This is a genomic window from Oceanobacillus indicireducens (genome assembly GCF_014647195.1).
GTDB classification, from domain to species: Bacteria; Bacillota; Bacilli; order Bacillales; family Amphibacillaceae; genus Oceanobacillus; species Oceanobacillus indicireducens.
The window spans coordinates 63,937-90,601 of record NZ_BMOS01000009.1; the positions used below are offsets into that span (position 1 = coordinate 63,937).

At 39.2% G+C, this 26,665-nt stretch carries 28 protein-coding genes; 2 read left to right on the forward strand and 26 right to left on the reverse strand.

What is annotated here, in order from left to right:
- Positions 1-64: 64 nt before the first annotated feature.
- The 4 genes from IEX94_RS08075 to prsW form a co-directional block, all read right to left on the reverse strand.
- On the reverse strand, positions 65-727 hold the full coding sequence (locus IEX94_RS08075) for a flagellar brake protein (RefSeq protein WP_229782627.1): 663 nt from the start codon (positions 725-727) through the stop codon (positions 65-67).
- 183 nt (positions 728-910) lie between these two features.
- Complete coding sequence (gene ypeB, locus IEX94_RS08080; RefSeq protein ID WP_188856775.1) at positions 911-2,245, reverse strand: germination protein YpeB; 1,335 nt, start codon at positions 2,243-2,245, stop codon at positions 911-913.
- Positions 2,246-2,260: 15 nt separating this feature from the next.
- A complete protein-coding gene (sleB, locus tag IEX94_RS08085) occupies positions 2,261-3,049 on the reverse strand; it encodes a spore cortex-lytic enzyme (protein ID WP_188856818.1) in 789 nt (262 codons plus the stop codon).
- A gap of 331 nt (positions 3,050-3,380) precedes the next feature.
- Positions 3,381-4,028, reverse strand: a complete 648-nt coding sequence (gene prsW, locus IEX94_RS08090; RefSeq protein WP_188856776.1) for a glutamic-type intramembrane protease PrsW — start codon at positions 4,026-4,028, stop codon at positions 3,381-3,383.
- A gap of 90 nt (positions 4,029-4,118) precedes the next feature.
- Between prsW and IEX94_RS08095 the strand changes: the two genes are divergently transcribed.
- Positions 4,119-5,087: an asparaginase gene (locus IEX94_RS08095; RefSeq protein WP_188856777.1), complete on the forward strand. Its 969-nt coding sequence runs from the start codon at positions 4,119-4,121 to the stop codon at positions 5,085-5,087.
- 238 nt (positions 5,088-5,325) lie between these two features.
- On the opposite strand, the gene IEX94_RS08100 is transcribed toward IEX94_RS08095, so the two are convergent.
- The 7 genes from IEX94_RS08100 to IEX94_RS08130 all read right to left on the reverse strand — a co-directional run bounded on the left by IEX94_RS08100 (position 5,326) and on the right by IEX94_RS08130 (position 12,124).
- Entirely contained in the window at positions 5,326-6,315 is a 990-nt protein-coding gene (locus IEX94_RS08100) for a YpdA family putative bacillithiol disulfide reductase (protein WP_188856778.1), read from the reverse strand.
- 193 nt (positions 6,316-6,508) lie between these two features.
- Complete coding sequence (locus IEX94_RS08105; RefSeq protein ID WP_188856779.1) at positions 6,509-7,789, reverse strand: Glu/Leu/Phe/Val family dehydrogenase; 1,281 nt, start codon at positions 7,787-7,789, stop codon at positions 6,509-6,511.
- A 119-nt stretch (positions 7,790-7,908) separates the two neighbouring features.
- Positions 7,909-8,490, reverse strand: a complete 582-nt coding sequence (locus IEX94_RS08110) for a genetic competence negative regulator (protein ID WP_188856780.1) — start codon at positions 8,488-8,490, stop codon at positions 7,909-7,911.
- 139 nt (positions 8,491-8,629) lie between these two features.
- Positions 8,630-8,932, reverse strand: a complete 303-nt coding sequence (locus tag IEX94_RS08115; protein WP_188856781.1) for a hypothetical protein — start codon at positions 8,930-8,932, stop codon at positions 8,630-8,632.
- A gap of 13 nt (positions 8,933-8,945) precedes the next feature.
- Entirely contained in the window at positions 8,946-9,512 is a 567-nt protein-coding gene (locus IEX94_RS08120; RefSeq protein WP_188856782.1) for a CPBP family intramembrane glutamic endopeptidase, read from the reverse strand.
- Entirely contained in the window at positions 9,499-11,049 is a 1,551-nt protein-coding gene (locus IEX94_RS08125; RefSeq protein ID WP_156855909.1) for a RecQ family ATP-dependent DNA helicase, read from the reverse strand. Before IEX94_RS08125 ends, IEX94_RS08120 begins: the two co-directional genes overlap by 14 nt.
- Positions 11,042-12,124, reverse strand: coding sequence for a YpbB family protein (locus IEX94_RS08130; protein WP_156855910.1), 1,083 nt, complete (start codon positions 12,122-12,124; stop codon positions 11,042-11,044). The genes IEX94_RS08125 and IEX94_RS08130 overlap by 8 nt, the downstream gene beginning before the upstream one ends.
- Before the next feature lie 85 nt (positions 12,125-12,209).
- Here IEX94_RS08130 and IEX94_RS08135 point away from each other — a divergent pair, with 85 nt between their 5' ends.
- Complete coding sequence (locus tag IEX94_RS08135) at positions 12,210-12,440, forward strand: ferredoxin (RefSeq protein ID WP_188856783.1); 231 nt, start codon at positions 12,210-12,212, stop codon at positions 12,438-12,440.
- 103 nt (positions 12,441-12,543) lie between these two features.
- Here IEX94_RS08135 and IEX94_RS08140 read toward each other — a convergent pair whose 3' ends face one another.
- The 15 genes from IEX94_RS08140 to IEX94_RS08210 all read right to left on the reverse strand — a co-directional run bounded on the left by IEX94_RS08140 (position 12,544) and on the right by IEX94_RS08210 (position 26,541).
- A complete protein-coding gene (locus IEX94_RS08140) occupies positions 12,544-13,668 on the reverse strand; it encodes an RsiX family anti-sigma factor (RefSeq protein WP_188856784.1) in 1,125 nt (374 codons plus the stop codon).
- Positions 13,661-14,197, reverse strand: a complete 537-nt coding sequence (locus IEX94_RS08145; protein ID WP_156855913.1) for a sigma-70 family RNA polymerase sigma factor — start codon at positions 14,195-14,197, stop codon at positions 13,661-13,663. Before IEX94_RS08145 ends, IEX94_RS08140 begins: the two co-directional genes overlap by 8 nt.
- A 372-nt stretch (positions 14,198-14,569) precedes the next feature.
- Complete coding sequence (locus tag IEX94_RS08150; protein WP_156855914.1) at positions 14,570-14,983, reverse strand: DUF4430 domain-containing protein; 414 nt, start codon at positions 14,981-14,983, stop codon at positions 14,570-14,572.
- Between the two features lie 11 nt (positions 14,984-14,994).
- On the reverse strand, positions 14,995-16,776 hold the full coding sequence (locus tag IEX94_RS08155) for an ATP-binding protein (RefSeq protein WP_188856785.1): 1,782 nt from the start codon (positions 16,774-16,776) through the stop codon (positions 14,995-14,997).
- Positions 16,776-17,495: a response regulator transcription factor gene (locus tag IEX94_RS08160; protein WP_156855916.1), complete on the reverse strand. Its 720-nt coding sequence runs from the start codon at positions 17,493-17,495 to the stop codon at positions 16,776-16,778. Before IEX94_RS08160 ends, IEX94_RS08155 begins: the two co-directional genes overlap by 1 nt.
- Before the next feature lie 184 nt (positions 17,496-17,679).
- The gene (gene ccsB / locus IEX94_RS08165) at positions 17,680-18,870 is read right to left on the reverse strand and encodes a c-type cytochrome biogenesis protein CcsB (protein WP_156855917.1); all 1,191 of its coding nucleotides are present in this window, start codon (positions 18,868-18,870) and stop codon (positions 17,680-17,682) included.
- A gap of 45 nt (positions 18,871-18,915) precedes the next feature.
- Positions 18,916-20,556: a cytochrome c biogenesis protein ResB gene (resB, locus tag IEX94_RS08170; RefSeq protein ID WP_156855918.1), complete on the reverse strand. Its 1,641-nt coding sequence runs from the start codon at positions 20,554-20,556 to the stop codon at positions 18,916-18,918.
- A gap of 72 nt (positions 20,557-20,628) precedes the next feature.
- The gene (resA, locus tag IEX94_RS08175; protein ID WP_188856786.1) at positions 20,629-21,201 is read right to left on the reverse strand and encodes a thiol-disulfide oxidoreductase ResA; all 573 of its coding nucleotides are present in this window, start codon (positions 21,199-21,201) and stop codon (positions 20,629-20,631) included.
- A 75-nt stretch (positions 21,202-21,276) separates the two neighbouring features.
- Positions 21,277-21,999, reverse strand: coding sequence for a pseudouridine synthase (locus tag IEX94_RS08180; RefSeq protein ID WP_308425591.1), 723 nt, complete (start codon positions 21,997-21,999; stop codon positions 21,277-21,279).
- A gap of 244 nt (positions 22,000-22,243) precedes the next feature.
- Positions 22,244-22,774 (reverse strand): spore maturation protein, encoded by a 531-nt coding sequence (locus IEX94_RS08185; RefSeq protein ID WP_156855921.1) that lies wholly within the window; start codon positions 22,772-22,774, stop codon positions 22,244-22,246.
- A gap of 1 nt (position 22,775) precedes the next feature.
- Positions 22,776-23,360 carry a nucleoside recognition domain-containing protein gene (locus tag IEX94_RS08190; RefSeq protein WP_156855922.1) on the reverse strand — a complete coding sequence of 195 codons (585 nt, stop codon included), beginning with the start codon at positions 23,358-23,360 and terminating at the stop codon, positions 22,776-22,778.
- Complete coding sequence (locus IEX94_RS08195; RefSeq protein ID WP_188856787.1) at positions 23,354-24,250, reverse strand: D-alanyl-D-alanine carboxypeptidase family protein; 897 nt, start codon at positions 24,248-24,250, stop codon at positions 23,354-23,356. The genes IEX94_RS08190 and IEX94_RS08195 overlap by 7 nt, the downstream gene beginning before the upstream one ends.
- Before the next feature lie 74 nt (positions 24,251-24,324).
- On the reverse strand, positions 24,325-25,161 hold the full coding sequence (locus IEX94_RS08200) for a superoxide dismutase (RefSeq protein ID WP_188856788.1): 837 nt from the start codon (positions 25,159-25,161) through the stop codon (positions 24,325-24,327).
- Between the two features lie 58 nt (positions 25,162-25,219).
- A complete protein-coding gene (gene scpB, locus IEX94_RS08205) occupies positions 25,220-25,801 on the reverse strand; it encodes an SMC-Scp complex subunit ScpB (protein ID WP_188856789.1) in 582 nt (193 codons plus the stop codon).
- A gap of 2 nt (positions 25,802-25,803) precedes the next feature.
- Positions 25,804-26,541 (reverse strand): segregation/condensation protein A, encoded by a 738-nt coding sequence (locus IEX94_RS08210; protein WP_156855979.1) that lies wholly within the window; start codon positions 26,539-26,541, stop codon positions 25,804-25,806.
- Positions 26,542-26,665: the final 124 nt, after the last annotated feature.

Below are 26,665 nucleotides of genomic sequence, written 5' to 3' on the forward strand. Positions count from 1 at the left end.
AATAATCATTTCTATCTCCTGTTTATCATAGCATAATTCAATTTGGAAGGTCTACAATCTGTACTTAAGATAATTCTTTTTTTCTCATTTCCCGTTGTTTTTCAAAACAGTAACTAATGACTAATTGTTGATCCGTCGGTTTTAATCCAAGGAACTTTATTGAAGCTGTATGGATTCCGTTTCTCAGTTGCAAGAAAACGACTTGACCTGCTGTCTGTATATAATGATATTTCCCTGAGCTAAAGCTGAGTACGAGCCAGACATTAATCACTTCATGTATATCCAGTAGATCTTCCCTTGGCACGATTAATGATAAACCGCCACCGCTTATATCGGAAGTAACCGTTGTAAAAGCTTCCTCATTTTGACGATGGATAGCAACATCAATTGTTGCATCCACACGTACAAATTGTCTCCGCTGAATTCGCTCAATATCTTCTGGCTCTGGTTTACAAAGTGCTAAAGCGGGGACATTCATCTTTACTCTATCTGCCAGTGTCGTCTGAAATTGATAAACTGCTTCATCATCACCTACAAAATCAACTTTAAAAGAGGCACCTATTTGGAAAAATTTGGTCTTCCCTGTTTGTTTATGTACGGGATAATCAATAAGAAGATAGTTGTCGTTGATGTCAACAACTTTACAATAATATTCATCCGCTTGCAATCCAGGTTCTTTAAATGTTAATCCCAGCTTTGTGCCAATCTTTATCATTGGTCCTTTCATATCTTCACCACGATTCTATCTGCCTTCATGACGGAATGATTGTATATATTTATTATTACAGATTTAAGAGAAAAGGGGAAGGCTTTTTGCCTCCCCCCTTTACCTGTATTAAAAAAATATAAAATAAAGATGCAGTGGACAACTATAGTTGCTAGCAATCGCCACATCCGTTCTGGAGCTTTTTCAGGAATATTTCAATTCCTTGCCCCCGAGTTTTTCGACTTTTTCTTCTCTGCCATCCATGGCGTTAATGAAGATGCGGTACGTATCATTGTTGAATGTACCTAAGAATTCATAAGTAAGCACTTCTTCATCCACATCATTCGTAATAATCGCTAGGCCGCTTTCTTCTATTTGGACATTCGTATTAACGAATTCGCGTGCTTCTTCTTCCGTAAGTTCCGGTTCATCGATTTCTCGTTCATGATGATTACTATAATATTCGCTTGCTGTCACTCCTAAGACATCTCCATTATCTAGCGCTACTTTCACCTCTACGGAATCAGAGTAAATCCGAATGCCATCCTGATTATAATTGAACGAATACATTCCGACATTATTCAGTTCCATACTTTGATATAGTTCCATATCGTCAAAGTCAAATTGCTCCAGATATTTTTCCGCATGTTCTTGTCCATCATGCAAACTAAGCTTCTTATTTTCTACCGGACGTTCGATCAATAATGTTAACGGATAACCTCCTTTTTGAGAGAGGTCCATATAAGCGCGTTTCTCACCATTTTGATAAGATACACTGTAAATTGGAATATCGGCGCCATCTCCAGAAGGTGTAATTTCAATATTTTCTTTCGAATTGATATCGAAAATCTTTCTGCTTTTATCTAATGCTTCCTCTTCACTCAATTTTTTTCCGGGAAGATTTTCGAAGTGATCTTCTGGCTTTGTACTAACCCCGATTAAACCGGATTGGCTGTTCGCCTCAGCGTACCCCTCCACTTGCTTCTCCACAGTTTTAAACCCATCGATAATCGTGTTATCTGTTTGGTCATTGTTAACTAATGCAAGCTGAACATCCATCCACCGCAAATTATTTTCAAGTGCTAAATGCTGTACATGCCGCAATTCATCTTTAATATCATTTGCTTGTACGTAAAGATCTTCTAGAACTTTCGTTTCATCTTCAGTTAACGGGTCGTCATCCAAGTTGCGAATCGCCGTGCGGTACGTGAAATCACCAATATTCGAGAGAAACTCTTCTGTTTTATTAAATGGCAAGAGCCCGAGTGGTAATTGGGAAACATTGGAATGAGCTTCTGAAGTAATCCGCCAAATATCAACGAACTTAGGTGATAACCGTTCATGGGAGTTCATTGCCAGCACTGTTCCAATCTCATCATGCAGTAAATCCATATAATAACTAAGCTCGTGGAATGATTTTTGATAACTGTTTTCCGCCTGTATTAAAATCGCATTTTTCTCCTGGTGTTCTTGGTAGCCCCAAATGGCTGCTCCAACTAATCCGAGCGACAGAATACCAATGGTAATCCAACGAATCATACTATTCACACCTTCCTATTTACAAAAGATATGCTTACCAATTTGCTTGATCTGCGGCCTTGTCCATATCCAAGGCGAGGTTGCCGTATCCGGGTTAAAATAATAAATGGCATTGGAAGAAGGATCCCAACCATTGATTGCATCAAGCACAGCCTCTTTTGCCACTTCATTCGGTGTGAGCCAGATTTGACCATCTGCTACGGCTGTAAAAGCCCGTGGCTCAAAGATGACACCTGAGACTGTATTAGGAAAACTAGGACTCGCTACCCGGTTAAGAATTACGGCTGCAACTGCAACCTGACCTTCATATGGCTCTCCTCTTGCCTCCCCATATACCGCATTTGCCATCAATTGAATATCATTCTGTGAAAAGCCTTGCGGAACATTGACTGCGGTTGTATTATCTACCGGTACATTTTGCTCTTGTTGTTGCGCTTGGCCACCCTGTTGCTGCCCGCCTTCCGTTCCGCCGTAATGACTAAAGCGATTACCCTTGGAAATTTGTTCTTTCACATACGCTTCATTAAACTGACTCGCATTTACTAGTTTATTCTTTGTCTCCTGACCAGCGAGCCCATCAATGTTCATACCAAATTCATATTGGAAATTACGAAGAGCCCAATATGTTCCCCATCCGAAAACTCCGTCAATATTTCCGTTATAAAATCCTAAATATTGTAATCTCGCCTGTAGTTCAATAACATCATCCCCAACTGCACCATGTTGAATAACCTGGGGACTGAATGCTTGTGCCTCTTCTTTTCCGTCGAAGAATAAAGGTAATAGAAACAAACCGAAAACCATGAAAAAACTAATCTTTCTGTATCGCAAGTCTAACCCTCCTCAAAAAACGATTCGTCATGCCGAAGAATCTTTGCTTATCTTCCGCGAAATGTTAACTAAGTTATCAGAGCATAAGCGTCCGTTTACTCTCACCTTTATAAAGTGAAACTTCATTCAGTGGGGGTTTCCTTCCCTTTTACAAGCTGAAAGGTATACGAACGGTTGCACTTTGATAAAGCAATGACTTGAGGATAGCTTTTGTTGCTAATCTATTTTTATACACATTTATGAAATAAAAAGCATGTACAGCGAGGGATACTGTACATGCTTTTGTAACGACGTATTCTGTTCTTTAATTCAAATCAGGTTGATTAGCAATTTTCATGCGGTGAAGTCCGAATATCCATAAGATAATCATGAATGGAACAAGGTAGTAAATCCAATTGCTCGATACCGACTGCAAGATGTAATTATAGATTCCATGAAGTAGAAACGGGATGAAAAAAGCGAGCCCAAGATTAAATCTTGTCTTACTTACACGTGTCTTCGCTTTTCCGAAATAATAACCCATAATAACACCGAATAATGCATGCGATGATACAGGAAATATCGCTCTTGAAAAGGCATACTCAATTCCATTTGTCAGTAAATATAAGATGTTTTCCACCGAGGCGAAACCCAAACTGATTGCCACAGCATATACAATTCCATCATAATGGTCATCAAATTCGTCATGATGGTACATGGAGAACATAAAAATAAACCATTTTAAAAATTCTTCCAGTAATGCAACTTGGAAAAAGGATGTTAAGAAAATATTTAACACGAATCCTTCCTTTACAAATGCATGCTGCACAAACATAATCGGAAATACAATCAGACAGCCTAATAGAAAAGACCGTACAATTAAAGGGATTGGTTCCGTATATTCATCCTTAAGATAAAAAAAGGACATCAATGCTACAACAGGGGCAAGTCCCACAGAGAAAATAGCAATCATAGTTATAAACCTCTTTCCAAGTACAATACTTTTATCGTATCATGAAGTTATCCTATTGGAAATAGTGAAAATGTGAAGCAGGTGATTTCGTTGAAGAAAATCTTGATTATCCATACAGGTGGAACAATTTCGATGCTAGAAAATAAGGAAACTGGAGCAGTTAATGTTACAGATGAACATCCATTGACTAAACTGCAGGATCAATACAACAAATTTGCCGATGTGGATGAATTCGTTGTTTTTGACCTGCCTTCCCCACACATTACACCAAAGAACATGCTGGAACTGGCAGAGTGCATAAAACAATCCTTACCTAAATACGATGGAATTGTCATTACTCACGGAACAGATACATTGGAAGAGACGGCGTATTTCCTTGACCTTATGATCGATACTGAAAAGCCGATTATCATTACCGGTGCCATGCGATCCAGTAATGAAATCGGATCAGATGCACTCTATAATTTAATCAGTTCCCTTCGCGTTGCCTGCGCGGAACAAGCAAATGGCAAAGGTGTACTAGTTGTTATGAATGATGAAATTCATACAGCTGCAAACGTCACGAAGACCTCAACAAGCAATGTCGCAACCTTCCAAAGTCCGCAATATGGCCCAATTGGAATTGTTACGAAAGAATTGATTGTTTTCCATCACAGCATTTTAAAAAGGGAGCACTATCCTGTTACGAAAGTTGAATCTAAAGTTTTTCTTCTGAAGGCATTTGCTGGGATGGATGAGGATTTAATTCACGCGCTCCACCTAGGGAAACCGGATGGACTTGTTATTGAGGCATTTGGCCAAGGTAATTTACCAGGATCGATTATGGATGCACTTACGAAAGTTATAAATGATAATATCCCAATCATCCTCGTCTCCCGCTGTTACCAAGGAACCGTTCAGCCAACTTATGCTTATTCCGGCGGCGGTAGACAATTAAATGAAATAGGTGTAATCTTCGCTAATGGACTAACCGGCCCTAAAGCAAGAATCAAATTACTCCTTGCTTTAGAACAAACGACGAATATGGAAGAGTTGAGCAAACTATTTTCTGAACAGTAAAGGAGCTAGCAGTCGCTAGCTCCTTTATAATAGTATAAGAAACTATAAATAAAATGCTGTGATAACTTAGGTGTCTAGGGCTAGCCACGTCCAGCTCCAGCGCCCAGCAACTAGCAAACTTCACACTCCTCCAATCGATAAGTCAACATCAACTCACTTCGTTCGTTGTGTTTCCTTTATCTCATTCCGGAGTGCTCCAGTTTGTACGTTGCTAAACGGGCACTTGCGCCTTTGTGCATTATACTTTCATTGTCCGGTTCGCCGCGATCGAACGTGCAATTGCATCTCCGTGAAAACGTCCATTTTCAATAAAGATAGCATTGTTGTTAAACCCTGCCGCTACAACACCAGCTACATAGATTCCTTGTATGTTTGTTTCATACGTATCTTCATCATACGCTGGAATTCCACTCACTGGATCTGTTTCGACACCCGCGTCGTGTAAAAATTTGATATCTGGTTGGTAACCGATCATTGCGAAAACAAATTCATTATCAATACGCCGCTCGACTCCATCCACTTCATAAAAAACCGCATTTTCAGTAATTTCTTTTACATTCGCATTAAATACCATCTCGATCTCATCTTTCCTAACTAAAGAATCAAATCCCGGAAGAATCCAAGGCTTAACGCTCGAAGAATATTCCTTTCCGCGGTAAAGGACTGTCACATTTGCTCCTGCCTTATGGAGTTCGATCGCTGCATCTACTGCGGAGTTTTTCCCACCTATAATTAAAACGTCTTTATTGTAATAAGGATGTGCTTCTTTAAAGTAATGGCTAACCTTAGGCAAATCCTCACCCGGAACATTCAGACGGTTTGGTTGGTCATAATAACCTGTCGCGATAATAACAAATTTTGCTTTGTATTGTTTTTTCTCATTATGATTAGCTTCCGTATTGAGCAAAAAGCCTTTATCTTTCTTTTCAATCTTAGTAACTTCCTCGAAGGATTGAATGCGCAGCGCTTTTCTTTTTGCTACTTCTCTGTAATATACCAGTGCTTCATTTCTGACTGGCCGCTGTTTCTCGGTAATAAAAGCAATATCACCGATTTCCAGATTGTCACTGGAGCTGAAAAATGTTTGGTGTGTCGGGAATTTGTACAAGCTATTCACGACGTTTCCTTTTTCAATTAACAGAGGGTTGATACCTCTGTCTTGTAAAGCAATCGCTGCAGCCATTCCACAAGGTCCGGCTCCAACAATAATAACTTCTTCCTGTTGCATTTACTGCCACATCCTTTTCACATGCTCTAATAATATTCTACTATAATTTGCTTATCGGATAAACCAAGATGGTTAAAAACAAAAACTTATATTCTACTGAACGTCAGCAGTCTAAAAATGGTAATTGTATTTTACCCAACAGAAAAAACCCCTATCCTAAGATGATAAGAGTTTTTTTGTGATTAGCTTAATCTTATACCCAACCGCGGAACCTTGCTGCTTCGGCCATTTTACGGACCCCTATCATATAAGCAGCTAGCCGCATATCAACTTGCCTCGTTTCGGAAAGATTATAAATGTTATTAAAAGAATCAATCATAATCTCATGTAGTTTTTGATCAATTTCTTCTTCAGACCAGTAATAACCTTGGTTATTCTGTACCCATTCGAAATAGGATACTGTTACTCCACCAGCCGAAGCAAGTACGTCAGGCACTAAAAGAATATCTCGATCGGTTAAAATTTTTGTCGCTTCAGCTGTTGTAGGCCCATTGGCAGCTTCGACAATAATACTCGCTTTAATATTATGTGCATTCTCCCGAGTGATTTGATTCTCTACTGCAGCAGGAATGATAATGTCACAGTCGAGTTCAAACAACTCTTTATTCGTAATTGTATTATCGAACAGGTTGGTCACCGTGCCGAAACTGTCTCTCCTGTCAAGAAGATAGTCAATATCAAGGCCATCAGGGTCGTGCAGCGCACCGTGTGCATCCGCAATTCCCACAATCTTTGCCCCTTGATCATAAAGGAATTTCGATAGATAACTACCCGCATTTCCAAACCCTTGAATGACGATACGGGCCCCTTCAATATCAATTCCGCGTTTTTTCGCAGCTTCGTTTAGTACGATTGTAACCCCTTTTGCTGTAGCAGATTCTCTACCATGTGAACCACCAAGAACAATCGGCTTCCCGGTAATAAATCCGGGATTATTAAATTCATCAATCTTACTGTACTCATCCATCATCCAGGCCATGATCTGTGAATTCGTGAATACGTCTGGTGCCGGAATATCTTTCGTCGGTCCAACGATTTGACTGACAGCACGAACGTAACCACGACTAAGCGTTTCCAATTCACGGAAGGACATATGGCGCGGATCACAAATTATTCCACCCTTTGCTCCGCCATATGGTAAGTTGACAATACCCGCTTTCAAACTCATCCAAATAGATAAGGCTTTTACTTCTTTTTCCGTTACGTCCGGATGGAACCTGATGCCACCTTTCGTCGGGCCTACAGCATCGTTATGCTGGGCGCGATATCCAGTGAACACTTTCACCTTGCCATCATCCATACGTACCGGAATGCGAACAGTCATCATACGAAGCGGGTCTTTTAATAATTCATATACCTCATTGGAGTATCCCAACTTTTCCAAAGCCGTCATAATTACTGCTCTTGTTGAACTTAAAACATCTAGATTTTCATGATTTTCTTCGGTAGAATCTACTGCTTTATCGGCTACCATGAAATTTACCCCCTAGAATACATATATTAATAAACCTTCTACTAAGAAGTTAGTATACACTTTCACTGTAAATATGCAATTAAAATACTATGGAACACTATATTATTTGTCAGATGAAACTAGTTGTAAAAATGATTCATAATCTGTTTTACAGCCTGCTTTTCATAAATAATTTTCCCGTATTCCTTTAGACGATGGGAAGTAAGAATACTTGAATGAGAATACTCCGACATGATTGCAATGATGCTTTCTTTTTCAATCTCGGGAAGGGACTCTTCATCAAATAACATATAATAATGATCATCCAAATAATATACTTGCCCATCTTCTATTCCAAGTGGCGATAAATAGGATGCAACGTCGATTAAATCTTCAATGTCCTCAAATAAAAATATTAATTCATGGCTTTCGTCAAGTGTCACTTTCATTTCAATAAAATCTTCGTCTTCATTTTCCATATCACTCATTTGCGTCACGACTACATGCATACCTTGAGCCTGCATCATGAAAACTTGAACAAGCAGCATTCCATCAAGTTCTATATCTAATTCATCACTTGCATCATACATCATTTCACTAAATAAACTCCGGACACTAGCTGCATCGTGCCATATTTCATCACTCGTGAAACCACGCTCAATTAAATCGTCAAAAGTCAAAAATATGGTGAACTGATGACTGGATAGTCTTTCCACACGCATACAGTATCCCCCTTAAAAAATATTACTTAACAACAAAGACAACGGTCTATACATGCAGATGAAACATTGGATGTATACAATACTATATGCAATTAATCAATTTTTAGGTAGTAAGCTAATCCGTAAAGTCTGTTCCTTATTAGAGTTTATGCAACAGAGTCGTAATTTCATCCTGCCAGACATAAATTGCCGTTCCCAATCCCGCTATAACAATAATCACCGTAAAAAGAAATCGCAAGAGTGGCTTGCTTAACTTAATTTTAGTCCGTTTATTTTTCGTATGTACCTCTTTTCTCGGAGGTAAATTCAAAACATCAATCTCATTTATGGTTTGATCAGCGAACAATTCTTCATCATTTTCATTTCCTTCTTCAATATCCTGAAAAAGGGTCCTCAACTCATTCGCTTGATCTTCCTCTTTATATTCAAGCTGCGTACTCAACTTAGAAAGCACCTCACTTTTTGAAGCGAATAAATAATCCTAAAAGAAAGTCTACTATAAAATGAAGTGTAATAGTAACAAAAAGATTTTCCGTTATTAGAAAGAGGTAACCTATTAAAAGACTGATCACCAATATGGATATGAATAATACCGGTTTCCTTAAATAACGGAGATGAACGAGTGCAAATAATATACTTGCAGGTATATATCCGATTGTACTTTGGATCACACCGCGGAATAGTAGTTCCTCTGAAATTGCTACTAGTAAAGCTATACCAAAAATAAAAGAAATGGATCTGTTTCTAAAAATCCTTTCATTTATTCCGCCATCATCAACTGCAGATTCAGGCAGCAATCTAATTAATAGCAAGTCCATCCCGACGATGAATATAGCAGGTAGAACACCAAAGTAAATAACTTCCTGTGTGTCCCAAACAAATAAAGTTGTCCAATCACGAAATCGATCAAATAAAAACAAGCTTAACAAGAGAGCAATTCCAAGAAATATCCCTTGGGAAAACAATAGATTAATTTTTAGTTCCCGATCTGATAATTGTTTGATTAATTCACTTTGCTTCATGTTCTGCTCCAAGTAGTAGCTTTCGAAGTTTTCCCCTCCAATCGGTATCTTTCTGTAGACTAGGGGGTAACGCTTGAGCTTCCCATTGTTCAAGATCGATCCCACAGTTACTGCAGCACTCAAAGATTGGCGGATCATAACCCGATTGAAACTTTTTATACAACTGCTTCCGTAAGCAATCATCTGACTCAGCCCAACGAATCATCTCTTGCAACTCTTCCATTTTATACAGACTTCGTGATTGGATCCACTTGACAAGATGCTCATATACATTACGCCAATGCTCAGCTTGATAGACAACTTTCTTACCATTAATCATACCATGTTTTTCAAAATGAAACCGTAAAAATCTCCATTTTATTTCACTGATTTGAAAGAGTTCATTTAAATCATGCAGCGTTTCTTTCGTCAGTTCAATTCCTTGTTCACTCAACACTTTTAACTGTTGCATAATCATCCGGATTTCACCGGATTCTGGTAATTCATTTTCAATAATACTCTTTGGAATTGCGGCATCATAACGCCCATAGAGTAATAAACAAATACTTGGTTTTCCGTCTCGGCCTGCCCTTCCGACCTCTTGAATATATGCTTCCATTTGCGACGGAATATGATAATGAATAATTAAACGGATATTCTGCTTATTAATTCCCATTCCAAATGCACTTGTACAGCAAATTACATCAATTTGATTATTCATGAACTGTTGTTGAATCTGGATTCTATCGATTGGCTCTACGCCACCATGATAGAAAGCAACTTGAAGTTCAGGTAATTTCTCTGTTAAAATACGTGCAAGATTTTCAGCTTGGATTCTGCTCGAGAAATAAATTAAAGCAGGTCCATAATGTTTATTGAGGTATATAGTTAATAATTCAAGCTTCTCTTGATCAGAAGTTACATCTTGAATCGCAAATGTTAAATTGTTCCGATCCATTGGATAGACCCGCTTCACCATTCGGGGTCGGTCCAAGCTTTTAATAATATCCGCCTGAACAGCAGGGGTTGCTGTTGCACTTAATGCCAGCACTGGTGGATGATGCAAATTTTCAATTACCTTGCCAAGTTTTAAATAATCCGGACGGAAATCATGTCCCCATTGGGAAATACAATGGGCTTCATCGATAACGAATAAACTAATTTTAAGTTGCGACAATCGCTTGAGTAGCTGCGGCTGCTGCAATAATTCTGGAGAGATATAAAGTAATTTATAATGATGCAACTGTTCCATTACCATCTGTCTTTCGGAATAGGTGACAAAGCTATTTAACGCAACAACTCTTTTAAAGTTTTTAGCTTTCAATTCTTTTACCTGGTCGATCATCAAAGATATTAAAGGTGAAACGACAACGGTCAGACCATCCAATAACAGGGATGGCAGCTGATAACAAATCGACTTTCCAGAGCCGGTCGGTAAAATGCCAAGCACGCTTTTACCTTGCAGTACATCGGAAATAATTTCTCGTTGCCCTAGGCGGAACGAATGATATTGAAAATGTTTCTGTAATTCATTTTCCAAATGAAGGGTTTCACCCATGTCGACTTCCTCCCTCCCTCAATTTGTGATGAAAGACGAGCATTAAGCGTATTTGGAAAAAACTTATCTCTGGGTGGACATTTTCTTTAATCGTCTTCAATTTAAATGAATTCGTTTCTTGAATCGCTTGTAAAATTTCCTTCGTGTCTCTTTCCGATACATAATCCGAAAAGGGGAAAGCAGGATCATACAGTGCGATTTCAGCTAAATGATCGTAAATTGTATTAATTTTTAAGCTCCGTATGCGAGAAATCTCTTCAGGAGTAAGTCCTTGCTTGAACAAATCATATGTCTTCCCTGGTGAGCCGACTAATTTTACTGTCTGGCCAAGATCAGCAACTAGCGGGTATAGAGCGCTGTAGTCTGATTGACTTATTTCAATCTTTTGCAACAACATATGTATCATACCGACCAAGAGCAAGCGGATATCAGCTGCTTCTCTGTTATACTGGATCGCAAGTTGATCGAGACTTTTCCCGTAATGATTATATCCTGAAAATCGGTCAATGAATATTTGAGCTTCCTCTTCGGGAAAAGCAGCCAGTAACTGAACAAGTTCATCATATAATTCTTCCAAGTAACTTCTCTCATTTTCTTTAATCTGCTTATAAAATTGTCGTACAAACCGTTCAGTAGCCGGCTGATGAATAACGGGAATAAACGAGAAATTACTTTCGTTCGTATTACTTAATGTTTGAACGAGTAATAGTAATCTATTATAAAATACGTCGGCTTTATCAAAATACAGAAACCCCTGAAAATAGTGAAAGGGAATTCTGCTCTGGTGAGCGGCAAGCCACGTTTCTCCCTCAGGTAAACAGCGTACTGCTTGGCGTCCCTTTTCTTCAACAGTTTCTTCCAAGAAACCTGCTTGAATTAATGCAGTTATTTTCTCATCAAAGATTTGCTTCCTCAGCCCTCTATAAATTCCAAAGAATGCCTGGTTGGAGAAAATATGGGCATCTTGAAGGGTCTGGATGCTCCTGCTGCCTGTTAGTAAATGATAAATGCTTGATGTACTCCGCTCTTGTTTAATTTGTTTTGCTGCTGTTAAGAGTATACCGTTAAAAATCAATTATCTCACATCCATTCCTAATCATCTAATTGAAATTATTCGTGACTAGTTTTACAATAAGGAGTGTTTAATGGGGGTAAAATAAATGTATGTTATCGTGAATCAGGATACTTGTATCGCTTGTGGAAATTGCGGGGCTAATGCACCGAAGTTATTTGGATATAATGAGGAAGGGTTGTCTTTTGTTAAAATTGATGGCAATACAGGGACGAAAAAGGTAAAAAGAAGATTAAGAAACGACCTTCTATATGCTTATGAAGCTTGTCCATCTATGTCTATTCATATTAGCAAAAAGCCATTTCAAACGGACAAGTAATAGATGTTACCCAAGTCATATTATAGTAAAATTTAAAGTAACAGCCAAGTGTTTCACTAAAACTATTGAAAACTGCGAGAATCAGTTAAAATTCTCGCAGTTTTCATTTAATATCAGCGATTATATTTACAGCGGTTGGAACAGGTAGCGGTGAATTGAAGTTATAGCCTTCTAATTGATTGAACGGGAGTTGGTCAAACTGGACTTCGGTATATCCAAAGCTTTTTGCTGTTAGTAATATTGCTTCAACCATTTGAATCGTTACATCTGCTTCTTGAATAGATTCTTGTACGAACTCCACTATAACTGTTTCCCCGGCTTCTTTCACAGTGAATTCAATATCTGCATCCATCACCGGTTTAATTTGACTATCGGAGTACGACTGTTTTAGTGCATGTAATGCCTCTTCAACTGTCGAATCATTGTCCAGAGGAACAATGATATAGTTACCACCATACAAAAAATAGCTTTCCCGCTGCTTAGCGTACGTAGATAAGTCAATTGTTTGCGTCGTTTCGCTCGCGTCATTTACAAACGTTACCTCTTCAATACCATATGGAAGGAACATTTCGCCCAATAATTGTGGTAGTAATTCATTCGAATTCGAATCCTCAAGTAACTCGTTCTGCATAGTTAGGACGACTTGCTTCGTGTCGAGATCGATTGAAAACTCTGCACCCTCCAATATATAATGATCTGGTAAAAGGTCGAAAGCATTTAATATTTCATCCAACTGTGCGTAATAACTCTCCATGTCTGCTTCTTCTGGTACAAGAAAGGTTAACGGAATAACATACTCCCCTGTTGCATTATAAGTTGCAAAGTGAATGACTTCCCTGTCTGACGGTACATCGGTAAGTACCCCGCCACTAATAAGAGATATCTCCATTAGTCCCTCCCGCTCGAATGTTTCCGTACTTTCCATATTATCGTCGGAAGTATGGGACGATTCCTCTTCTATTCCGAAAATTGCACGTTCATCGGTTGCATCTGTTTCCATTGTTGTTTGTTCCGTTATGTTATGATTGACAACAAAAGGTAAGCCCAGAAGCAGAAGGAAGATCGAAAGAGCAGCAACATAAGGAATAAATCTCTTGCTCTTTCTTTGAGATTTTCCCTTGAACTGCAAAGTCAATTTTTCATATATTTCCTGTTGGGGGCGCTTGTCCTTATGCTGGGGCAGATTTTCCAATAGTTTAATTATCTTCTCATCATCTCGGTTAGTCACCCGACTCTCCCCCTTTCTTCTCTTTCGCAAACAAATTCTTCAACTTCTTTATTGCACGGTGCTGCAAGGTTTTCACATTGCTTACTGTCATATTCAGTATCTCTGCCGTTTCTTTCAGGCTATGCCCTTGTATGTAACGGAGAACAACTACTTGTTTCTGATTAATACTGCACTTATCTAGAAGGCGATACAATACTTGCATATCCTCCTGTTGGATAACGACTTCATCTGGAGCGGCCTCTGTCGTAGGGATGAATTCCGTCCATTCACCAAGATCGACTGTTTCGTTTGTATGTTTTTTCTTTCTTTTTTGCTTACGGAAGTGATCAAATACGGCATGTCTAGCTATCGAGAAAGCCCATGTTTTTTCACTGCTGTCTCCACGAAAGCGGTCATAGGATTTAATAATACGAATATATACTTCTTGAACGATATCTTCTGCCACAGTTCTGTCTTTAACCATATAGAAGACATAATTATAAATGTCCTGATGATACGTCTCATAAAAATGATTAAACAGAGCTTTCATCTGCTTCCCCCATTCCTCCTATTAGACGTCATTCCAATCAAAAACGTTTCACATTCATTTAGCGTATGTGTTTTGCTCATTCACTAATTTTAGGGTTCTAATCGACGTTCAGTTGCCCGGCGGAAAGCGAGAGGTGCCTGGACTGCGGACCTTCAGAAGTAAGTTGCACATACTACGCTGAATGAGAGTGATTAGTAGTTCTTTTTGAAAAAGCCTTTTATATTAAAATAAGGGTGTCTTGGGATGATTTGCTTTCTTTTTTAAGGTGTGAAGTCTAAATACTTTAGCGATGAAACTTGTATGTTCTAATTATAGATCATAAAAAAGGTTGGAACAAAACTTTGATGTTATGTTCCAACCTAATCTTGCCTTTTATTGCAAATCGAGGATGATTCGATCTCCACCGCTTAAGGTGTAATCTTTAGCTGGTACGTCGGATATTTCGTCGTTTACGAATAGATGCCAGCTTGTGCCTTCTTCTTCACTGATTGCGACCCGTTCAATGGAGGTCAGCTCGTCATCTTCATCTGTTTCGATATAGAACGTATCATCTAGAACTTCCAGTAAATTTGCACCATCTTCAATTTCAACTTGCTGTTCATTAATAAATTGTTCCCCATCATTGATTGAAATCGTGAGCCGGACCTCATTTTCCGGAACATCGTTCATTTCACCAGTTTCATTTGTACTAACTGTTGTTGTCGTCTCTTCATTACTGTTCCCGCATGCTGCAAGGAATAGGAGAACTGCAAAAATGATGAGAACGTTTATTAATCGTTTGTTCATTTGTAGCAACCTCACTTTGTAATCTGTTTCTTATTGGACTGGGGAATTACAAAAGTAAAAGTAGTACCTTGCAGTAACTTACTTTTCACGCGAATCGTACCTTGGTGAGCATCGATAATGTTTTTCGCAATAGCAAGTCCAAGGCCTGTCCCTTTCTTCTCTTTATTCCTTGTCCTTGATTTATCCGCTTTATAGAATCGTTCAAAGACAAACGGCAAGTCTTCTTCAGGAATACCGCTGCCATTGTCGGCAATCTCTCCAAGAAATTCTGTTTCATTCACTGTAACTTTAATATGAACATATCCTTGTTCATCAGTGTGTCGAATCGCATTATCAATCAGATTAGTGAAAACTTGTTCGACCCTGTCCGAATCAAAAGTTGCCTGATTTGTTGTGATATTCGTAGACAGTTTTACTTCTACATGATTCTCCTCGGCAACTCGTTGGAACTTCTTAATAATCCTTTCGATAAAGGGTTCTACCTCCACTGTTTCCAGGTTCAACTGAATATGTCCTGCTTCCATTCGTGCTAAATCTAATAATTCATTAACAAGTCTGCTCATTCGCAATGATTCATCATGAATGATGGCCGCAAGTTCATTTTTCTCCGATTTAGATTCTGCTACATCATCAACAATCGCTTCACTGTATCCTTGCAGCATTGCAATCGGCGTCCGCAATTCATGTGAAACATTTGCGATAAAATCTTTCCGCAGCTTATCCAGTCTCCGTTCTTCCGTCATATCTCGAATGACGGCAACTGCGCCTCGAACATAATTCTCATCGTACAATGGTGTCATCAGCATGACATAATCTCTTCCCTGTAGATGCATTTCGTGAACGACTTCTGTTTCTCCTCCGATTACTTTCTCTAAAGCCTTCCTTAATTCATCCGGTAATTTCTGTTGGTTTGCATTCGGTTCGATATTTCTTTCAAAATACCAGTCTTCGATATACTTCTCAGCTGGTGGATTGATCACAATAATATCTTCGTTACGGTTAAGCGTTATGACTCCATCAGCCATCGATTTTACAATACTTGCGAGTTGTTCCTTTTCTTGACTAACAGCATTAATATGATACTTCAGCTGTCTTCCCATCCGGTTGAATTCCCTGGCCAGATCTCCAAGCTCATCATGAGTTAAAACAGGAACTTTCGTATTAAATTCTCCTCGTGTCAAATCGGCTGCAGCTTCTCGCATTTTAATTAGCGGAGACGTTATCCGCGTTGAAAGGAATACTGCAAAGAATACAGTAAACACAATGGCAAAGCCTGCAGCAATTAAGATGATCTTCTGTGTCTCTTCCTTCGTTTGATTTACAACATCAAGGGATTGATAAATATAGACTGCACCATCATTTAAGAGTGGCTTACCAACAATTATTGCTGCCGTTGTATCGTCCGGCAGCACAATAAGTTTTTGAATTTCCCGTTCCAAGGTAATCACTTCAAGGAGATCCGGTTCATTTTCGATCCAGTCCAAATCAATAGCACTAAGTTCATTATCACTGCTCATCGACAGCCAGAAATCCCCTGTCGGATAAAGAATTGCAATCCTGCTTGCGGGATCTTTAATTAATTCGGTTGTTTCATGAATAAAACTCCGATCATCCTGCTGGTCAATGATTGTAGCAATCTTTGTAGCTGTTTCAAGCATATCCTCTTCTGCTTCATTAATATAGAAATTCTCAAAGAACTGCATGAGAAGCATAAACAGAATGAATAAAACAATAAACACAAGAAGGATAATTGTTAATGCCAATTTAATAACAATATTATTACGCCATACCATTATTCGTCCTCAACAACCTCGAATTTATAGCCGACACCCCAAACAGTAACAATCATCTTTGCAGCTTTATCTGAAACAGAACTTAACTTCTCTCTCAGTCGCTTGACATGCGTATCAACTGTACGCAGATCTCCAAAGAATTCATATTGCCATACTTCTTTCAGCAAGACTTCCCGGTTAAATACCTTATCAGGCGCTTTAGCGAGGAAACAAAGTAATTCATATTCTTTTGGTGTCAGGTTTACTTCTTCACCATCTGCGGTAACACGGTGGGCGTCATGATCAATTGTCAGATGCGGGTATACAAGAACATCTCTTGCCGAGCCATCTGCATTTGTTAATGAAGAAGAGGTCACTCTTCTTAGGATTGCTTTTACTCGTAGGACAACTTCGCGTGGACTAAATGGCTTCACAATATAATCGTCCGCCCCGACTTCAAAGCCTTGTACACGATTTGATTCTTCTCCTTTTGCTGTTAACATTATAACCGGTGTTGATTTTTGCTTTCGTAATTCCTCACATACTTCAATACCGTCCATTTCAGGCATCATGAGATCTAGGATGATACAGTCATAGTCCTCTTCCAATGCCATTTCCAAAGCTTCGTGACCATTCTCCGCTTCATCGATCTCATAATTTTCCCTTTCTAAATACATCCGAACAAGCCTGCGGATCCTTTCTTCATCATCAACTACTAAAATTCTTACATCGGTTTCCATGAATAAATTCCCCCACAATCTCTAATCTTTCATATATTCCACTAAACTCAATTATTACAAAACCCTTACATCAAATCTCTATCAATCATTATAAACGAATCTGTAATAAATGTATAAGAAAAGAGACAAATGCAGCCGAATTCTAACGATGCGGTGCATTTGTCTCTTTTTTTATTCCTGATATTTAAGCGTATGAGTGTAATCCGGCAAGGACGAGGTTCACGACAACCAAGTTAAACATAATGATACCGAAACCTACAACAGCAAGCCAACCTGATTTTTCACCGTGCCAACCACGGGATAGACGTAAGTGCAGGAAGGCAGCATAGAAGAACCATGTAACAAGTGCCCATACTTCTTTCGGATCCCAGCCCCAGAATCTGCCCCAGGCGATTTGTGCCCATATCGCAGCAAATATTAGTCCACCGAGGGTAAAGACTGGGAATCCAATTGCAACAGCACGATACATAATCTCATCAAGAAGGTCAGCTTTCACACCGCGCAGTAAAGGCTGGATTGCAGCAGCGACCCGTTTTCTTAAAATAAGTACGGTGATCCCATAGATGAGTGTACCGGTTAATAGAGACCAGATGACCGTATTAAACTTCCTGCCAGCGTCCTCTCCTTGCATCCAGGCTGGAGCTTCGAACAACGGCTCCATTACATTCTCTGAACGTAACACACCATTATTTGGAGAAACAATTGCCGGGAGGTGGTATTCTGTCTCTATAATTTGATTTCCATCTTGATATTCAAAAGTCGCTTTATAACCCGCGATATTAAATGCAGACGTGATCACGATAAAACCAATAACTATAAACAATGTATACATAACAATTTCAAGCCACGTATTCCTTTTTGTCCGCTTCGTCTGATCAATCTCCTTAATCAGGTACATTAATCCAGCAACGAAACTGATGAACAAAATACCTTGACCAATCGCTACAGTCGATACATGAATCCAGAGCCAGTAACTATTTAGTGATGGGACTAATGGAGCTACCTCTGTCGGGAACATACTCGCATAAGCAATAATTAACATTGCAATCGGTAAAGCAAATAGTCCTAAAAATCCAAGTCGATACATAAAATAAATAATAATGAATGCAAGAACCATCGCCATCCCGAGGAATGTGACAAATTCAAACATGTTTCCAAGCGGAGCATGGCCACTTGCTATCCATCTTGTAAAGAAATACGTTAATTGTGCTAAGAATCCAAGGATTGTAATAGTGATTGCAATATTGCCAGCGACTTCTTTTTTGTTTTCTTTATTACGTTTTTCACGAATTGTCGCTCCGAAAAATAGCGTCGCAATCAAATATAAGATAAAAGCAGCAAAAAGCATATTACTGCTTAAATTGACTAAATCCATCAAACACCCTCCTATAGAAGTTAGTAGACTAGACAAATAGATATACTACTTGTCTAGCTCCTGCCTATCTTCGACCATTTTTATATTCGTTTGTTCAATCGCTTTCTCTATATCTTTCGACAAGCCAAACCAGTTCTTATTCGTATGGGCAGCCAATAATACACCATCGTCTTTCGGGTGGATCCAGACTCTGCGATGTTGCCAGTACATTCCTTGAATAACACCAATCATAAAGATAGCTGCGCCAATTCCAAAGAAGATCAATGTATGGTCCACACGTAACGTCAGGCCACTGACATAATGGGTATCGAAATCCTGAATAGCAATTTTATATTCATTCTCTCCAGTTGCATCGATATTTCTACCGATACCAAGGAAACTTATTTCAGGTTCCGTTTCGTCTGGCGGGTAGACGAGCAATACAAATGCTGGATTTCTTGGATAATTTGTTTCTGAAGCCGGTGTTCCATCATCTGCTAAATAATAATCTGGATAATACTGATCAATCACTACCCTGAAATCATTATCCAGTATGTATTCTGATTCTGGATTAAATAAATCAATGGTAAAGGAATCAATCGCTTTTGCATCTTCATCATCCGTTTCATGGATTTTAAAGGTCATACTGCTGAATTCATTCTCCTGATACCCTTGTTGATATAGTGTATATCCGTCAAATTTCGCAGGTTTATTCATTTGGATGGATTCTGTTAGAATAGGTTCCAGTTCAGGTTCAGCACCTGGTATATCCTCATTTGCATCCTTATATATGACAGCATCTGTTTGGAAATTACTAGCTACCGCTCCAGTTTGTTCGATTGCATCTTTGAATCGCTCATCATCTGGATCGTGCAAGTCTAAATGAAACTTTTTGTTTTCAATATAGTATTCACCGTTTGTTCCAGGGATAACGATTGTCTCGCCTTCCCTCACCCAGACATACTCATCAGTGAACATAATCGGGGTTGTCCGTAATATTGCTGCAAGCAGAATGATAATGAGTCCGATGTGGTTGACATATGGTCCCCATCTCGAAAACCTGCCTTTTTCAGCTAAAATATGGCCGTTCTGCTCAGTTATTTTATAACGTTGTTTCTTCAATTTTTCTTTTACTTGTTCAATTTCCGCGTCACTGACTTCTTTTGATTCACTGTAAAAACGCTGTCTGTTCAGAAATGTCTCATGACGGCGCGGCTTTTGAATCTTCAGTGCTTTGTAAAGTGGTATAAAACGGTCTAGACTACAAATAACTAAGGAGACACCAATTAAACCTAATAATAGCAAGTACCACCAAGCACTGTACATTTCATGAAATCCGAGTAAATAATAGATCTTACCAATCAACCCGAATTGATCTTCATAATAGATTGCAGGGTCCCTTGATACAGCATTTTGTGGAATGAATTGTTCTTGCGGAAAAATCGTGCCAATCATAGAAGCGACAAGCGCAAGGACGATGAGCCAGACTCCTACTTTAACGGAAGAGAAGAAACCCCAGACTTTATCGACCATTGATTTCCGGTAAGTCTGTGAACGGCGTGCAGATCCTTCATATCTCATATTAAGTAATTTCTTCTGATCATTGCCGTCAATATGCTGATTCCCTTCTACCGGTTTCCCGCATGCTTCACATAGGACCGTTCCCTCCGGGTTAATATGACCGCATTCACATTTGATCTTGTTCATTTATATCCCTCACAGTTGTCTTTACCAAATCTGGAATAAACATATTTTCTGGTAAGGTAACTTTCATACCTATTAATTTGGTGTTATTTCGTTCAAATATCCTTCCAGCAGATCCAAAGTCAAAGCACCGTTCACTACTTCCTGTATCTCGCCGTCAGGGTTAATGAAAAATGTGCTCGGAATTGGACCAACTTTATATAAATCCCTAATTTCCCCATTTTTGTCATGAGGGATTGGGAATGTCAAATCATAGCGATCGATGAAACGATCAACGACAAGCTCCGTAGTATCCAGACTAACAGCTACAATTTCCACCCCTTTATCCTTATACTTTGGATAAAGTTCTTGCATATACGGCATTTCCGCTTCACAGGGTTTACACCAAGTTGCCCAGAAGTTCAACATGACACCTTTCCCCTCGTAGTCACTTAAGCGCAACGTTTCCAAATCACTATTCTTATTGATTTGCGTTAACTGAAAGTCTGGCGCCGGATCCCCTACTCGGTAAACCGTATTATCTTTTTGCAGGTTCGATACAATGGCAAAAATAAGCGCACCAACAAGCGCAGCTAAGATGACGCCCCTATATATTAACCTGTTTCTTTTTTTTTGTTTTTTTCTCTTTTTTGCTTTCTCTATACTCATCAAAATCACTCCCAGTGTATTGTACCATCATAGCGGCTTAGAGAATTAACAATTCTATGTCAAAACTGGTACAATTTACTTCGCGATATTCTTTAATTGTTTCACTTCTTTAGGGGTCAATGGTCTCGTTTCACCGGGGGATAAACCATCCAACGTCAAGAAGCCATACCTTTCTCTTTTTAATTTTTGTACAGGGTATCCGAGTGCCTCCATCATCCTTCTTACATGACGGTTCTTCCCTTCCACCAATGTTAGTTCCAGTATCATTGTATCTTTTTTTCTATCGGCAGATAATATATTATACCGAACCGCTTTTAGTAGTTCTCTATCTGCTGTTACACCCTTTCTCAGCTTTGCCAACTCTTGTTTACTCGGGATCCCTTTCAGTTTAGCTACATAAACCTTCTCCACACCATGGCTTGGATGCATAAGTGTATTGGCAAGATCCCCATCATTCGTTAAGAGAATTAAGCCGGAACTATCATAATCAAGTCTCCCGACAGGGTAAATCCTCTCTTCGACCTCCGGAAAGAAATCAAGAACAGTCTTTCTTCCTTTATCATCTTTTGCACTTGAGATGATGCCTCTTGGCTTATACAACATATAGTACACGTGCGCTTCCTTTTCAATCGGCACACCTTCTACTTCAATCTCATCTTGGGCAGAAACTTTCGTACCCAGTGTCGTAACAACTTGATTATTTACTTTCACCTTGCCACTTGCAATTAACTGCTCCGCCTTCCTCCTTGAAGTAAGCCCGCTCTGAGCAATAACTTTTTGTAATCTTTCCAGTGCCATTCTTTCATCATCCTAAAAATTATTTTTTCGCGTTTTCCGTCCATAAGGTGAAACTTCATTCAGTGGGGGTTTCCTTCCCCCCCCACTGAATGTTAGTTGAACAGAATCAGGTATTTACGGACTGTGTATCCCTACCCTTCACATATTGATTTTCCTCCATGTTTAGAAGTGGGGGTACTACAGACCGTTAATACGTGATAAAACAATAATAGCGTTTAATCTAGATTAAACGCTACAAATTAGCTTATCCAAATACAATGCTAACTATTATTATCGCAACAATTATACCAACCAGGTCCGCTAATAGTCCAACCTTAAGTGCATAACGCATCTTTTTTATTCCAACTGCACCAAAATAAATCGTAAGGATATACAGCGTCGTATCTGTACTACCCTGCATGGTCGAAGCTAATCTTCCAATAAACGAATCTGGTCCATATGTTTGAATCAATTCTGCTGTCATTCCTAGCGCCGCTGTACCTGAAATTGGTCTAATGAGTGCGAGCGGTAATACTTCCGGCGGGACTCCGATAAAAGTAAGTACCGGTGTGAGTAACCCGATCAGTGCATCCAAAGCTCCAGAACTTCTTAAAATCGTAATCGCTACAATCATACCTACCAAAAAAGGAAGTAAAGAAAATGCCAATTTGACACCTTCCTTCCCTCCTTCAACAAACAGTTCATAACTGGGCAGCTTTTTCCAAGAGGCTGTGACTAATACAATTAATAAAAAACAAGGGATGATCCATACGCTTATTGTAGTCATCCAACTCATCCTATTTCCTCCGTGACTCTTTATTATAGTAATACCGATCTATCAGAACAGCACTCGTAACACCGGCAATTGATGCAATTAAGGTTGTACCGACGATTTCAGTTGGCGAAACCGAGTTATATTGCATGCGGATGGCTATAACAGTAGTCGGAATCAACGTTAGACTCGATGTATTGATAGCAAGAAAGGTTATCATCGACCTGGATGCGGTATCAGAGTTACTCAGGTTTTTCATTTCTTGCATCGCTTTGATCCCTAATGGGGTTGCAGCGTTACCTAAGCCGAAAAAGTTCGCAGTGAAATTGGAGAGGATATACCCCATTGCCGGATGATCCTTCGGTATGTCCGGGAAAATTTTTATAATAAGAGGTCGCAATAATTTAGTGATTAGCTTAAGTATTCCCGCTGCTTCAGCTATTTTCATTACGCCAAGCCAGAAAACGAGAATGCTGATTAATCCAATCGATAACGTTACGGCTTCATTTGCACTTTCAATTATTGCTTTATTCACATCATCCATCGTACCATTCAACATCGCATAAAGGATTCCGACAATCGCCATCAGTGCCCAAATTAAATTCACCATGTTTGAATCCCTGTCACTTTACGTAATATTTCAGATAAAATAGACGAAACACTGTTTCCAGCGGTTTCTTTTACCTCTGTCTCTTTTTCAGGGCTATTTTCTGTTAACTCTTCAAATCCCCATTCAAATAAGGTGATATGATCATTCCAATCATTCCCGGCATTCAGGGTTACGACAATTAACGAATGGCCATTTTTTTCAGCTGTCGTTACAAGAGTTCTGCCGGTCTGTTTCGTATATCCGGTCTTTCCCCCTGTAGCATTCTCATAATACCCAGTCACAAGTTTATGTTTATTCCGCCAACTGTAGGAACGGTTTTCAGATAAATAACTCGTACTGCCGCTAATTTCCCGAAACTGTTTATTTTTCATCGCCTCTCTTGTTAGAAGCGCCATGTCGTAAGCGCTCGAATAATGTTCTTCATCATCCAAGCCGTGCGGGTTTGTGAAATGAGTCTGATCCATCCCTAACCACATTGCCTTTTCATTCATCAAATAGACGAATCCCTCTTCACTTTCCCCAATATGTTCAGCAATCGCGACAGCAGCATCATTTCCTGAACGCAGCATTAGCCCATAGACAAGATCTTGAATCGTAATCTTCTCCCCCTGTTCCAGATAAATAGAAGAACCTTCTGTATAAATAGCATTTCTTGAAACAGTTGCCTTCTCGTCCATTTTTCCAGATTCAATTGCAAGAATAGCTGTCATGATTTTCGTAATGCTTGCAATCGGTCTTGCTTCAAATGCATCTTTTTCAAATAAAACTTGTCCACTCTCTGCATCCATTAAGATTGCCTGTGCTGCTGATACATCTGGAGCAGCCTGTCCATGCTCAGGTAAAAAGAAAAAAAGGGAAACGCATAATATGAAGCCGAAGAATAATCGCATGCGAACTTGCCTCCTAGCATATTTCTCTATTTCATTCTATGCAGGAAGGTTTTCTATATATGACAAAGATAAACTTAATCGCGGATGTTCATTGCTCTTAACAAGCGATTGTTGACATCCTCCCAGTCCACAATATTCCACCAGGCTTCCACATAATCGGCTTTCTCTGTTTTATATTGTAAATAATAAGCATGTTCCCACATATCAAGGACAAGGAGCGGAATCATCGAAACGAGGTGATTCTGCTGATGTTTCTCAATTGATTCAATTACAAGCCGGTGGTTAACTGGATCGTACAATAATGCAGCCCAGCCCGGACCTTGGACACTTTTGGCGACATTTGTAAAACCTTCCTTAAAATGGGCGAAAGAACCAAAATCCCTATTAATCCATTGCTCTATCTGTTTGCTTGGTACTTTTGATGAGTATGGGGTCATATTTTTCCAAAAAACAGAGTGAAGCAGATGCCCTGATCCGTTGAAAGCCTGCTCTCGTAACCAATGTCTTAACATATCCGGTTCATGATTACGGTAATAAATCTCTTCTTCAGCTTTATTTAATCCATTCACATACGCTTGATGATGCACAAGATGGTGGAGCCTCATGATTTCTTCACTAATATATGGCTCCAATGCATCATAAGCATAGGGAAGCGGGGGAAGAACATGATTCGCATAATCTGCACGGATTAATTCTTTTGAAGAATCACTTAAATGACGCTGCAATTCCTCCCCTTGCTGGTGGAGCTTTATTAATTGTTCTTGTTCCACGCCATTTTCAAGAGAAGCTTGAATTTCCTCGTCCCAGTTTCCCCAAGTATTTATCGTTTCCTCCGGTAAATCTTCCATTTGTATGGTCTTCTTTACATCATCACTCCACTTTTTTAACGCTTGTAAATACAATTCATTCATATTAAAAAGCCCTCCTCCAAAGTATTTTATGAAGGGGGCTGCTAATTGTGCCTATGAACTACTCTTCTAGTTCATCATTAAATCGTTCGAAAAACAAATCAACTTCTTGATTGTTTGTATCGTCTGTCGTTTCCTGAAGTGGCGGCAATTCGTCAAGGGAAGTTAAACCAAAATAAGTCAAGAAATCTTTCGACGTTCGAAAGAGGATGGGACGTCCAATCGTTTCTTTTCTGCCCATCTCTTCAATTAATGAGCGATTAAGTAATGTCTGAACCGGTCCATCGCTCTTCACCCCTCTGATCTCATCGATTTCCGCCCGGGTGATGGGCTGCTGATAAGCGATGATTGCAAGTGTTTCAAGGGCTGCCTGTGACATTCTTGTCGAGCGGGGTGTTTCAATTAATTTCTTGAAATACGAGCTATGTTCCGGTTTCGTTGTCAGATGCAATACTCCATTTGCTTCCATGATTTTCAGTCCACGAGTTTTCTGTTCATAATCATCTTTTAATTCATCAATAAGCTCTGTTGCTACGTCTTCTGTAATATTAAGCACTTTACTTAATTGTTTAATGGTAACTCCTTCATCTCCTGTGGCAAAGAGAAGCCCTTCCGCGACAGCTTTCCGTTCTCCGATATCCACTTTCATTCCTCCATAGCATACAAATATAACACATCAAAATGCTTCGTTTGTTTACAATAAATTTGTCTATCCTTCATTAGTTCTAATAAGGCAAGAAAGGTGACGACAATATGGTTGCGGGTGCGCTCCGGAAATAATTCATCAAACCGGACGCCTTCCCTTGTTTTATTAACGATGGAAAGCACTTCTTCCATCCGCTCTTCTATTGAAATTTCGGCGCGCTGGACTTTCGTATCAAGCGGTTCACTCCATTTTTTCCTTTCTAGCATCTTACCGAGAGCACCAAGCATATCATAAATCGTAATTTCCCCTTGTACAACAGGCGGTTTTTTAGTTAGGATTTCATCAAATCCCATCGGTGGCCGTGTAAAGGTGTGAGTTGCTTCTTCTTCTTTCTTCTTGAACTTCTCAGCGGCTTCTTTGTATTTACGATATTCGATTAATCGCTGCATAAGTTCATCCCGCGGATCTTCCATATATTCTTCCACGTCTTCCGTCATTTCTTGCTTAGGTAAAAGCATTTGACTTTTAATTGCGACAAGCGTCGATGCCATAACGAGATATTCACTTGCAATATTCAACTCTAACACTTGGAAGGTATGGATATATTGCATATATTGTTTCGTTATGTCTGCTACAGGGATATCATAAATATCAATCTCATATTGCTTGATTAAGTGTAATAAGAGATCAAGCGGTCCTTCAAATTGTTCTATTTTCACCTTATAAGCTTCTTGCATCATTTGCATCCTTTCTAGAAAAGAAAAAAATATTATGTAATCTGCCCAAACATATTTGTTAGCAACACATAAGCTATATCGTAAGCAAAGTCAGAATGCTCTTCATCTGACTTTATCACCTACG